10 protein-coding genes are annotated in these 12,156 nt (G+C 72.6%); 1 reads left to right on the forward strand and 9 read right to left on the reverse strand.

Features of this window, described 5'->3' with window-relative positions; genetic code table 11:
• Window positions 1–19 precede the first annotated feature (19 nt).
• The 7 genes from PV364_RS08165 to PV364_RS08195 all read right to left on the reverse strand — a co-directional run bounded on the left by PV364_RS08165 (window position 20) and on the right by PV364_RS08195 (window position 8,385).
• On the reverse strand, window positions 20–2,566 hold the full coding sequence (locus PV364_RS08165) for a polynucleotide kinase-phosphatase (RefSeq protein ID WP_319659054.1): 2,547 nt from the start codon (window positions 2,564–2,566) through the stop codon (window positions 20–22).
• Window positions 2,563–4,011 carry a 3' terminal RNA ribose 2'-O-methyltransferase Hen1 gene (locus PV364_RS08170; protein WP_319659055.1) on the reverse strand — a complete coding sequence of 483 codons (1,449 nt, stop codon included), beginning with the start codon at window positions 4,009–4,011 and terminating at the stop codon, window positions 2,563–2,565. The genes PV364_RS08165 and PV364_RS08170 overlap by 4 nt, the downstream gene beginning before the upstream one ends.
• Window positions 4,012–4,062: 51 nt before the next feature.
• The gene (gene mmuM / locus PV364_RS08175; RefSeq protein WP_319659056.1) at window positions 4,063–4,965 is read right to left on the reverse strand and encodes a homocysteine S-methyltransferase; all 903 of its coding nucleotides are present in this window, start codon (window positions 4,963–4,965) and stop codon (window positions 4,063–4,065) included.
• Window positions 4,966–5,006: 41 nt separating this feature from the next.
• The gene (locus PV364_RS08180) at window positions 5,007–5,930 is read right to left on the reverse strand and encodes an LLM class F420-dependent oxidoreductase (protein ID WP_319659057.1); all 924 of its coding nucleotides are present in this window, start codon (window positions 5,928–5,930) and stop codon (window positions 5,007–5,009) included.
• A gap of 166 nt (window positions 5,931–6,096) precedes the next feature.
• A complete protein-coding gene (locus tag PV364_RS08185; protein WP_319659058.1) occupies window positions 6,097–6,552 on the reverse strand; it encodes a DUF6099 family protein in 456 nt (151 codons plus the stop codon).
• A gap of 197 nt (window positions 6,553–6,749) precedes the next feature.
• Complete coding sequence (locus tag PV364_RS08190; protein WP_319659059.1) at window positions 6,750–7,148, reverse strand: nucleotide pyrophosphohydrolase; 399 nt, start codon at window positions 7,146–7,148, stop codon at window positions 6,750–6,752.
• A 10-nt stretch (window positions 7,149–7,158) separates the two neighbouring features.
• Window positions 7,159–8,385, reverse strand: a complete 1,227-nt coding sequence (locus PV364_RS08195; RefSeq protein ID WP_319659060.1) for an AAA family ATPase — start codon at window positions 8,383–8,385, stop codon at window positions 7,159–7,161.
• 102 nt (window positions 8,386–8,487) lie between these two features.
• Here PV364_RS08195 and PV364_RS08200 point away from each other — a divergent pair, with 102 nt between their 5' ends.
• Window positions 8,488–9,027, forward strand: a complete 540-nt coding sequence (locus PV364_RS08200; protein ID WP_319659061.1) for a DUF1697 domain-containing protein — start codon at window positions 8,488–8,490, stop codon at window positions 9,025–9,027.
• Window positions 9,028–9,042: 15 nt separating this feature from the next.
• On the opposite strand, the gene PV364_RS08205 is transcribed toward PV364_RS08200, so the two are convergent.
• On the reverse strand, window positions 9,043–10,038 hold the full coding sequence (locus PV364_RS08205) for a PHB depolymerase family esterase (protein ID WP_319659062.1): 996 nt from the start codon (window positions 10,036–10,038) through the stop codon (window positions 9,043–9,045).
• 88 nt (window positions 10,039–10,126) lie between these two features.
• Complete coding sequence (locus tag PV364_RS08210; protein WP_319659063.1) at window positions 10,127–12,073, reverse strand: translation factor GTPase family protein; 1,947 nt, start codon at window positions 12,071–12,073, stop codon at window positions 10,127–10,129.
• Window positions 12,074–12,156: the final 83 nt, after the last annotated feature.

The raw sequence follows: 12,156 nt of genomic DNA on the forward strand, positions 1-12,156 counted from the left end.
CGTGCCCGCCCCTCACCCGTCACAGACGGGGGTCCACCGGCTCCGACTCCAGCGCCAGGACGGCGAAGACCGCCTCGTGCACCCGCCACAGGGGCTCGCCCGCGGCCATCCGGTCCAGCGCCTCCAGGCCGAGGGCGTACTCGCGCAGCGCGAGCGAGCGCTTGTGCCCGAGCGCGCGGGAGCGCAGGCGGGCCAGCTGCTCGGGCCGGGTGTACTCCGGACCGTAGATGATCCGCAGATACTCCCTGCCGCGGCACTTGATGCCTGGCTGCACCAGCCGGTTGCCGTCCTCGGTGCGCAGCAGCGCCCGCAGCGGCTTGACGACCATGCCCTCGCCGCCGGCCTCCGTCATCTCCAGCCACCAGCGGGTGCCGGCGGCCACCGACTCCTCGTCGCCGGTGTCGACCAGCAGCCGACGGGTCTCCTGCAGCAGCCCGGTCGGGTCGCCCGCGACCAGCCGGTCGATGAGCCCGAGCTGCTCGTCGTGCGGCAGTGCGGCCAGGCTGCGGCCCTGGACGGCCAGGATCTGGAACGGTGCGAGGCGCACCCCGTCCAGCCCCTCGGTCGTCCAGCAGTAGCGCCGGTACGCCTCGGTGAAGGCGGCGGCGTCCCCGGCGCGCTCGCGCTGGCGTCCCAGCAGCCCGGCGACGTCGGTGCCGCGCGCCGCCGCGGCCTCCAGGGCGGCCAGTGCCTCCGGGAAGACGGCGCCGGAGGCGGCACCCACGGCGGCGTACTGCTTGCGGAGCAGGCCGGAGGCCTTCAGCGACCAGGGCAGCAGTTCGGCGTCGAGCAGCAGCCAGTCCGTGCCGAGCTCGTCCCACAGGCCGGCGGCGGTGACGGCGGCCCGCAGCCGGTCGAGCACCGCCTCGGTGACGGCGGGGTCGTCGAAGAACGGCCGGCCGGTGCGGGTGTGCAGCGTGCCGGTGGTCCCGTCGGTCACGCCGAAGCGCACACGGGCGGCCTCGGTGTCGCGGCAGACCAGGGCGACCGCGCGGGAGCCCATGTGCTTCTCCTCGCACAGCACCTCGCGCACACCGTCCTCCCGGTAGGCGGCGAACGCCTCGTGCGGGTGCTCCAGGTACCCCTCGACGTGCGAGGTCGCGCACGGCGACATCGTCGGCGGCAGGTAGGCGAGCAGCCGCGGGTCGACCGCGAAGCGGCTCATGACCTCCAGTGCGGCGGCCGCGTTCTCCTCGCGGACGGCGACCCGGCCGTGGTGCGCGGTCTCCACGATCCGCCGGCCGGTGACGTCGGCGAGGGCCAGCGGCCGCCCCTCGTGGCCGCCGGGGGCCTCGGCGGCGAGCGGCTTGGCCGGCTCATACCAGACCCGCTCGGCGGGCACGTCGACGATCTCGCGCTCGGGCCAGCGCAGCGCGGTCATCCGGCCGCCGAAGACGGCGCCGGTGTCCAGGCAGATCGTGTTGTTGATCCACGAGGTGTTCGGCACGGGCGTGTGGCCGTAGACGACGGTGGCGCGGCCGCGGTAGTCCTCGGCCCAGGGGTAGCGCACGGGCAGGCCGAACTCGTCGGTCTCACCGGTGGTGTCGCCGTACAGGGCGTGCGAGCGGACCCGGCCGGAGGTGCGGCCGTGGTACTTCTCGGGCAGGCCGGCGTGGCAGACCACCAGCTTGCCGCCGTCCAGCACGTAGTGGCTGACCAGTCCGTCGATGAACTCCCGGACCTGCTCACGGAAGGCGGGGTCCTTCGCGTCCTCCTTCTCCAACTGCTCGATGGTCTCGGCGAGTCCGTGGGTGTGCTGGACCTTCTTGCCCTTGAGGTACCGGCCGAGCTTGTTCTCGTGGTTGCCGGGCACGCACAGGGCGTTGCCGGACTCGACCATGCTCATGACGCGGCGCAGCACGCCGGGGCTGTCGGGTCCGCGGTCGACGAGGTCGCCGACGAATACGGCGGTGCGGCCCTCGGGGTGGGCGCCGTCGGCGTAGCCGAGCTTGCCGAGCAGGGTCTCCAGCTCGGAGCTGCAGCCGTGGACGTCGCCGATGATGTCGAACGGCCCGGTGAGCTCGCGCTTGTCGTTGAAGCGGCGCTCCAGGACGACCTCGGCCGCCTCGACCTCCTCCGCGCCCCGCAGCACGTGCACCTTGCGGAAGCCCTCGCGCTCCAGCTGCCGCAGGGACCGGCGCAGTTCGCGGTGCTGGCGCTGCACGACGTGCCGGGGCAGGTGGGCGCGGTCGGGACGGGCGGCGTTGCGCTCGACGCATACCTGTTCGGGGACGTCCAGGACGATCGCGATGGGCAGCACGTCGTACTCGCGGGCGAGCCGGACCAGCTGGCGACGGCTCTCCTGCTGGACGCTGGTGGCGTCGACGACGGTGAGGCGGCCGGCGGCCAGGCGCTTGCCCGCGATGTAGTGCAGGACGTCGAAGGCGTCGCCGCTGGCACTCTGGTCGTTCTCGTCGTCGCTGACCAGCCCGCGGCAGAAGTCGGAGGAGATCACCTCGGTGGGCTTGAAGTGGCGCCGGGCGAACGTGGACTTGCCCGAGCCGGTGGTGCCGATCAGGACCACGAGGGACAGGTCGGTCACGGGCAGGGTGCGCTTGCCGGTCATGCCACCGCCTCCTTCGCGGTCGTGGTGAAGACTGCCATCTGGGTGGGCGGGCCGACCTCGGGGTCGTCCGGCCCGACGGGGAGGTGGCGGACGTCGTATCCGTGCCGCTGCGCCACCTGCCCGGCCCAGGAGCGGAACTCCTCGCGGGTCCACTCGAAGCGGTGGTCGGCGTGCCGGACGTGTCCGGCCGGCAGCGTCTCCCAGCGCACGTTGTACTCGACGTTCGGCGTGGTCACGACCACGGTCGCGGGCCGGGCCGTGCCGAACACGGCGTACTCCAGCGCCGGCAGCCGCGGCGGGTCCAGGTGCTCGACGACCTCACTGAGCACCGCGGCGTCGTACCCCTTGAGCCGGGTGTCGGTGTACGCGAGCGAGCCCTGCATCAGCCGCACGCGTGCCGCCCGGTGGTCGCCCATGCGGTCCAGGCGCAGCCTCCGGGTGGCCTCGCCGAGCGCCCGCATCGACACGTCGACACCGACGATCTCGGTGAAACGGGCGTCCTTCAGCAGTTCGCCGACCAGCTGGCCCTGCCCGCAGCCGAGGTCGAGAACACGGGCGGCGCCGGCGGAGCGCAGTGCCGTCAGGATCGCCTCCCGCCGCTGCACAGCCAGCGGTACCGGCTTCTCCTCGGTGTCCACCTCCTCGTCCACCGCGTTGTCCAGTGCCTCGGGCTCGCTGTCGTCGGCCTCGGCCAGCCGGGCCAGCTCCAGCCGCTCCATGGCCTGCCGGGTCAGCGACCAGCGCCGGGCGAGGTAGCGGCTGGTGATCAGTCGCTGCTCGGGGTGGCCCGCGAGCCACCCCTCCCCCATCCGCAGCAGCTTGTCGACCTCGTCGGGCGACACCCAGTAGTGCTTGGCGTCGTCCATCACCGGCAGCAGCACGTACAGATGGCGCAGCGCCTCGGCGAGGCGCAGCTCGCCCTCCAGCACCAGCCGTACGTACCGCGAGTCGCCCCAGGCGGGGAACTGCGCGTCCAGCGGGACCGGTTCGGCCTCCACCGTCCAGCCCAGCGGCTCGAACAACCGGCGCACGAGGGCCGCACCGCCGCGCGCGGGAACGGCGGGGATCGCGATCCGCAGCGGCAGCGGACTCGCCGCGCGCTCCGGACGCGCGGTGCACACGCCCTTGAGCGCGCTGGCGAAGACCGTGCGCAGGGCGACCGCGAGCAGCGACGACGCCGCGTACGGCCGGTCGTTGACGTACTGCGCGAGCGCGGAGTCGGGTGCGCCGCCGCGGCCCTTGCCGCGCCGCACCAGCGCCACCGGATCGACCTCCAGGAGCAACGCGGCCGTGCACCGATGCTCGGACGCCTCGGGGTAGAACACATGGGCGTCGCCGTAGGACGTCGAGAAGATCTGCGTCTTCTCCGGGTGCTTGTGCAGCAGGAAGCCGAGGTCCGTGGCGGGCGCGCCGCCGCTGCCAGTGGTCGATATCGTCAGGAACACCGCCTGAGTATCACCCTGCTCCGCCCCGCGCGACCAGCGGTTTTCCGGGCGTCAGCGGGTGAGGGCACCGGCCAGGCCGGATATCTCGCCGGGACCGACCCGGCAGCAGCCGCCGATGAGACGGGCTCCGGCCTCCTCCCATGCGCGGACCCGCTCCGGGTCGAACGAGGAACCGCCGTGCCAGGCGCGGGTCGTGGCGTCCCACGTCTCGCCGCTGTTGGGGTAGACCACGACGGGGAGTTGCGTTGCGGCCGCCGTCTCCACCGCCCGGTCCGCGTCCGCCGGGGAACAGCAGTTGACCCCGACGCCGATCACGGCGTCGCTGCCGGCCGCGATCCGGAACGCCTCCTCCAGCGGTTGGCCGGCGCGGGTCGCGTCGCCTTCGACGGTGTAGGTGAGCCACACGGGCACACCGACCCCGTCGACCGCGCGCAGCAGCGCCTCGGCCTCGTCGGTGTCCGGCACGGTCTCCAGTGCAAGGACGTCCGGCCCCGCCTCGGCCAGGGTCTCGATCCGGGGGCGGTGGAAACGCTCCAGTTCCGCGATGCTCAGTCCGTAGCGCCCGCGGTACTCGCTGCCGTCCGCGAGCATCGCGCCGAACGGGCCGACCGACGCCGCCACCCACACCTCCTCCGCCACCCGGTCCGCCGCGGCCCTGGCGAGTTCGACGCTGCGCCGCAGCAGCGCGCTCGCGGCGTCGCTGCCGATTCCGCGCCGGGCGAAGCCCTCGTGGGTCGCCTGGTAGCTGGCGGTGATGAGCACCCGCGCGCCCGCCCGGACGTAGGCCGCGTGGGCCGCCTCGACCTGCTCCGGGTCGTCGGCGAGCAGCCGGGCGGACCACAGCTCGTCGGACAGGTCGCAGCCCTGGTCGGCGAGCTGGTTGGACAGGCCGCCGTCGAGGGCCACAGTGCCCTCGGCGAGGGCCTGCGCCAAAGCCCTGGTCGGCACGGACATCGCGGGTGCTCCTTGCTGTGCGGTGGGCGGAACGGTGCCCGTCAGCCCAGCTGCGGCTGGACGCCCGAGGCGATCAGTTCCAGGTGGTCGAGGTCGGACAGGTCGAGGATCTGCAGGTAGAAGCGGCTCGCGCCGAGTTCCGCGTAGCGGTGGATCTTCTCGACGACCTCGGAGGGCGAACCGGCCAGGCCGTTGGCCTTGAGCTCGTCGACATCGCGGCCGATGGCGGCGGCACGGCGGGCGACCTCGGCGTCGTCCTTGCCGACGCACGCCACCAGGGCGTTGGAGTAGACGATGTCGTCCTTGCCGCGGCCGTGCTCCTCGGCCGCCTTCCGCACCCGGGTGAACTGCCGGGCCGTGTCCTCCAGCGAGCCGAAGGGCAGATTGAACTCGTCGGCGTAGCGGGCGGCGAGCTGCGGCGTGCGCTCGGCGCCGTGGCCGCCGATGAGGACGGGCACCTTGGCCTGGGCCGGCTTGGGCAGGGCGGGCGAGTCCTTGAGCGTGTAGTGCTTGCCGTCGAAGTCGAAGGTCTCCCCGACGGGCGTGGACCACAGTCCGGTGATGACGGCGAGCTGCTCCTCCAGGCGCGCGAACTTCGCCTTCGGGAACGGGATGCCGTACGCGGCGTGCTCCTCCGCGTACCACCCGGCCCCGATGCCCAGCTCGACGCGTCCTCCGGACATCTGGTCCACCTGCGCGACCTCGATGGCCAGGACGCCCGGCAGCCGGAAGGTGGCCGCCGTCATCAGCGTGCCGAGCCGGATGCGGGAGGTCTCACGGGCGAGGCCGGCCAGGGTGATCCACGCGTCGGTGGGCCCGGGCAGACCGTCCGCGCCGCCCATCTTCAGATAGTGGTCGGAGCGGAAGAACGCGTCGAAGCCGAGGTCCTCCGTGGCCTTGGCGACGGTGAGAAGGGTGTCATAGGTGGCCCCCTGCTGGGGCTCCGTGAAAATTCGAAGATCCATGCTTCCATCCTGCACCTCGTACCGCGAAAGTGATCGCCGACCCGTGGCTCCGCGATCGCGACACGGTCCACGGTGAGGCAAATGTCGGCCAACTCAGCTCAGAAAAAGTCGCGTTGCCGGTGCCATGGGCCGCGCGACCGCGAATCCCGTCCCGCGCCGTCGCGGATCACACGCTGTGCCGCTGCGACGACTCGACCGCGCGCAGCAGGGCGCCGACCCGGTCCTTGGACTCGTCGGCGGCGTCGACCGCCTCGATGCACTGCCAGTACTCGGTCTCGGACTCGGCCGTGCACGCGACCGACACCAGGGCCATGCAGAGTTCCGCCAGCAACTCGCGCAGTTCGCGCAGCGCACCCGCCGGCTCGCGGACCTCGGTGAGTATCGCGGCACGCAGCGGCCCGGCACTCGCCCCGGGCGGCCCCGTCGAACCGCACGCCCGGCCGCTGGCCTCGCAGACCCAGAAGCCCAGTGTCCGCAGTTCCGGGGCCCCGTGCAGGGCGAGATGGCTGCCGATCGCCTGCGTCAGCGCCTGGGCCTGCCAGGCCTCGGCCATCAGGTCACGCTCCGCGCCGCCGCCCTGCAACGCGCGCCGGGTCGCCCGGATCAGTCGTACCGCGTCCATGTCGCACCTCCGCCTCAGCTCACGAGAACTCCCGTGGTCACCCAGCGTGATGGACGGCGACCCTCCGCGAAAGGGCCCGGGGCGGAACTGTGGACAACATCGCGCCTGTGGAAAACTCGCTCACTCGACCGAGTGAAGGCCGACAGCAGGCCGCCGGACCTCCCGCTCGCCGTGGACGGCGGGATGTCCCGCCGGCCTCAGCCGCCGAGCCCCTCCGCGTCCGGCGCGTTCCCGGGCTGCTCGGCCGCCGCGGGCCGCTCCGGCTCCAGCGACGCGCCCGGCAGCGGGAAGCGCAGTTCGTTCCGGTCGATCTTCGCCGAGAGCGCGGCCGGCAGATCGACGCCCAGCACCTCGCAGAACTGCAGGAGGTACGCGAGGACGTCCGCGGCCTCGTCCCGGACCCGGTGTGCGCTCTGCGGGTCCTCCATCACCCGCGCCGCCTCCTCGGGCGTGAGCCACTGGAAGATCTCCAGCAGCTCGGACGCCTCGACGCTCAGCGCCACGGCCAGGTTCTTCGGCGTGTGGTAGCCCTCCCAGTGCCGGGCCGCCGCGAAAGCGGTCAGCCGGCGCTGCAGGGCCTGCAGATCCTCGGTCACACGGGAAGGTCTACCGCATCGCCGCGCCGGTGCGCTCCGGCTCCGGCCCTGTTCCCTGGAGGGGGACGCGCTCCCGGTCCTCCGCCGGGACCCCGAGGCGCAGCAGCGTCACGCCCTCGGCGCCCTCCGCCACCGTCTCGTCGTGGACCGTCCCCACCAGCCGGATGTGACCGCGCTCGGCCACCTGCCACGCGAGGTCGAGCAGTTTCCGCGACTGCGCCCGGTCCAGTCCCCCGTCCAGGCCGTCGGCGAGGACGGTCAGCACCTGGACCGCGTCGGGCACCTCGCCGCTCGTGTCGACCTCCAGCACACCCGGTCCGGTGAGCAGGACGAGGGCCAGGGCCAGGAATCGCAGTTCCCCGTCACCGAGCCGGTCCACCGGCACCAGCCCGAAGGACCCCCGGTCGATCGCCGCGAGCACGCTGTCAGGACCCGGCTGCGGCCGCTCACCGGGGACCACGGTCAGTCCCTCCACGGGCGGCCTGCATACCTCCCGCAGGGCGCCCACCAGCGCCGCGTGCCGGGTGCGGCACTCGCCCTGCGTGCGGCGCAGCACCGCCGAGAGGTTGTCGCAGCCACCGCGCAGCATCCCGTCCGACACCGCGGCGGGCGACCTCATGCCCTGCGGACGCGGGTCGACGGGGAAGACCCCGCGCAGCGCGAGCACGACCTGCTCGGCCGCCGCCAGCACCAGGCGCTGCCCGTCCGTGGTCCCCGCGACGCGCAGCGGCAGCAGCGAGGTGGCCAGCCGGTCGTCCGGCAGAGGTGCCCGGGTGACCGGGACCAGTCCCGCCGTGTGCCAGGCCGCCTGGACCTGGCGCCGGCCGGGATCACGCAGTGCCGTGGAGAGCAGCGTCTCGCCGGCGCCGACCAACCGCTCGCCCACGATGCGCAGTTCGGGCTCGGTCTGCACGGCGACATCGAGCTGCACCGGTCCGACGGAACCGGTCACCGTACAGCCGATACGGAATCCGCGCCGGCCCTCGGCGTCGGGCTGGGCGCCGTCCGGCACACACGCCGCGACTCCCCCGCGCACCCCGTCGAAGACCGCGTCCAGCTCCTCCCCGGCGGCAAGCTGCCCGAGCACGCCCAGCGCCTCCAGCACGCTCGACTTGCCCGATCCGCTCGGCCCGGCGAGCAGCGTGAGCGGGCCGAGCGGGAAGCTCGCGCCGCGGTGCGACTTGAAGGCGGAGAGCCGCAGCTCGGTCACGGAAGGCCGGTGACTGTTCGTGCTCATGCACGCGAACGTAGCGGTGCCGCGGGGTGCCGAACCGTTCCGCCGGGCCACCGGTCCTCCGAAAGTGGGTACCTCCCGCGAGCCCGCGGTTAATGTGGCCTCGTGACCGGATACGTGGCACTCCTGCGCGGGATCAATGTCGGGCCGACGACCAGGCTCCCCATGCAGGATCTGCGGGTGCTGCTCGAGGGCATCGGCGCCACCGCGGTGCGCACCCACCTCCAGAGCGGCAACGCGCTGTTCGACCACCACCTCGCCGATCCGGCGGCACTCGCCGCGGAGCTGGAGAGGGCCATCCGTGCCGAGTTCGGCCGCGACGTTCCCTGTGTGGTGCGCGAGGCCGCCGAGTTGCGCACGGTGATCGAACGCAATCCGTTCGACATGACCGGCGTCAACCCGGCGCGCTTCCTCGTCACCTTTCTGTCCGGCCCGGTCGAAGCGGACCGGATCTCCGGCCTCGACCCCGCCGGTTTCGCCCCGGACGAGTTCCGCCCGGGCGAGCGGGAGATCTACGTGCACTGCCCGGAAGGCGTGCAGAAGACCCGCCTCTCGCACTCCTTCTGGGAGAAGCGACTGGGCCTGACGGCCACGGCCCGCAACTGGAACACCGTCAGCAAGCTGGCGGCGATGGCAGGTGGGTGACCCGGGCCGCGATGATCAGCCCAGCCCCCAACTCTGGCCGAGCCTCCCGGCGGCACAGAGGTTGACGTCGAGGATGTAGGCCGCCGCCGTCCCGCACTGGGTCGCACCGGTTCCGGGGTCGACGGGCTGTCCGTGCCCCATGCCGGTGATGCTGTACGTCTCCGCGACCGGCGCACCGGAGGGGTCGTTGTACGTACGGTGCGGGAAGCCGGCGACGGTGTCGCTCGCGTCGGCACTCTGGTCCGCGCCGTGGACATCCGTCCACTGCCTCACCAGGTCGTCCATGTTGGCGGGCTTGACGGTGTAGTCGGCCGTTCCCTGGAAGACGGTCAGCTTCGGCCACGGCCCCGTGTACCCGGGGTAGGCGGCGCGCACGCGGTCGCCCCACTGGTGGGGTGTCTGCGTCGCGCCGACGTACATGCACACGTACGGCGAACCCGCGGCCTGCGCGCACCCGTAGGGCAGTCCGGCGACGACCCCTCCGCCCGCGTACACGTCCGGGTACGCGGCCATCATGACCGCGGTCATGCCGCCGCCCGCGGAGAGCCCGGTCACGTAGACGCGCGCGGGGTCGGCGGCCGTGTCGGTGATCTGGCGCGCGGTCATCTGCCGGATGGACGCGGCTTCGCCCTGACCGCGGGCGATGTCGCCGGGCTGGAACCAGTCGAAGCACTGGCTGATGTTGTTGGCGGTGGTCTGGCCCGGTAGTACGACCGAGAAGCCCCACCGGTCGGCGAGGGTCGTCCATCCGCTCTGCGTCCCGTAGTCGCGGGCGTTCTGGGTACAGCCGTGCAGGGCGACGACGACGGGGCGCCCCTGGGGGAGTCCGGCGGGGACGTACCGGTACATCTTCAGCGCGCCGGGATTGCTGCCGAAGCCGGTCACCTCCTCGATCGTGCCCGCGGCCCGGGCGGTGGCGGGTGGCAGGAAGGCGGCGGCGAGCGCCGCGATCAGAACGAGCAGGACCGCGCGCAGGCGGCCCGTGCGATGTTCGGCTGCGTGTGTGGTCATGGTGTCGGACGGTAAGTGCCCCGTCCCGTGCCCGACATGGGACGGGGCACCACATCACGCGTCCCCGGCGTGGTGTCCGCGCCGCGGGTCAGGAGCGGCGTCCGTCTCCGGAGGACGGGGGAGTCGCCACCTCCTGGTAGTGGTCGAATTCGTACTCCAGCACGCCCTCGCCGCGGGTGAGCGACGGCATCCGCTGCTCCAGGGCGTGGACGGACGCGGCGGGGATGTCGCCCTCGACGACGTACGAGGCCCCGTGCGGGGACGAGGTGCGCGGCACCGCGCGCAGCCGTCCGAGCACCGGCAGGACCGTGCCGTAGACGTCCGCCGGGATCTCGAGGCCGAAGCGGTGCACGGGCTCGTACACCCTGGTGCCGGCCTGCCGCAGGGCGCGCGCCAGCACCAGTGCGGTCAGACCGCGGAAGTCCCCGGCCGTGCTGGACATGCTCTTGTCGAAGACGGCATGGGCATGGCTCTGACGGGCGGCGTACCCGGAGTGCGTCATCGTGACCGTGCAGTCGGTGACCTGCCAGCCGTGGAGCCCGCCGCGCCGCAGCACCGCATGGACGCTCTCCTCGACGGCGCGGATGAACGCAGGGGGCATGGAGCCGAGTTCGACCTCCAGCCGGAAGTCCACGCCACTGCCGACGGGCGCGGGATCGACGCGCAGTCCAACGGTCGCCAGGAACGGGTTGGAGTCGGCGTGCAGGATCTCGACGGCGCAACCGGTGCCCTCAGGGCGTTCGATGTGGATCGTCGTCGTCTCGCGGAAGGTGACGTCCACGCCGAAATCGTCCGCCAGGGTCGCCTGGATGACCTCCTTCTGCACCTCGCCGTAGAGCGACACGGACAGCTCCCGGCGGGCGTCGTCCTGCCGCAGGTCGATGAGCGGGTCCTGTTCCGCGAGGCGGCTGAGCGCCAGGTGCAGTGCGGCCCGGTCGGCGCTCCGGCACGGGACCACGACCGTCTCCAAGGTCGGCGGGGAGAAGTGGCGGCCGCCTCCTGGTGGCGCGCTGTCCGGCTCGCCGATGGTGTCGCCGATACGGACGCCGCCGAGCCCCCACAGCCTGCCGATCCGCCCCGCGGACACCGAAGGCGACGGGGCATCGGTCCCCTGGTCGAAGACGCTGACCGCGGTGACCTTGCCCTCCTCCCCCTGTGCGCCGTAGCGCACCCGGTCCCGGACGCCGAGGGTGCCCGAGAACATGCGGACGTAGGCGATCTTCTCCCCGGCGGGCCCCCGGCCCACCTTGAAGACGGTGCCCGAAACAGGGCCCCTGGTGTCGCCCCCGGCGGCTGGCAGCAACTCGGTGATGCCGTCGACCAGGGTGTCCACGCCCGCACCGGTGATCGCGGAGCCGAAGTACACCGGGTGGACCTGTGCCCGGCGGGTCTGTTCGGCGAGCGCGGCGCGCAGCCGGCCGTACGGGAGGGCGGCCTCGTTCACATAGGCGGCGAGCAGTGCTTCGTCGCCGTCGGCGAGGACCTCGGCCAGCCGGGCCGTGAAGTCCGCGTCGTCCGCTGTGTACGCGACGGTGCGCGCGGTCCGCGTGCCCGGGTGCTCGACGCGGCACATCGCGACACTGGTGGCGGCGAGCTTGCCGGTGACGGCCCGCAGGACCGCGTCGCAGCGGGCCCCGGTGCGGTCGGTCTTGTTGACGAACACCAGGGTGGGGATGCGCAGCCGCCGCAGGGTCCGCATCAGGACGCGGGTCTGGGCCTGGACGCCCTCGACAGCCGAGACGACCAGCACAGCGCCGTCGAGAACGCCGAGCACCCGCTCGACCTCGGCGATGAAGTCGGGGTGACCGGGCGTGTCGATCAGGTTGACCGTGATGTCGCCGATCCCGAAGGAGGCGACGGCGGACTTGATGGTGATGCCGCGCTGTCGTTCCAGCGCCATGGAGTCGGTCCGGGTACTGCCGTCGTCGACGCTGCCGATCTCGTCGATGACGCCGGCGGCGTGCAGGAGCCGCTCGGTGAGGCTGGTCTTTCCGGCGTCAACATGCGCCAGGATTCCCAGGTTCAGCACGTGCATGGAACGTCGTGTCCTTCGCGTAGGCGATGATTCCCGGCTGAATGGACATCGACAGTCCCCGCATGATCACTTCTCCTGGGTCG

Source organism: Streptomyces sp. MI02-7b, assembly GCF_033793585.1.
GTDB lineage: Bacteria > Actinomycetota > Actinomycetes > Streptomycetales > Streptomycetaceae > Actinacidiphila.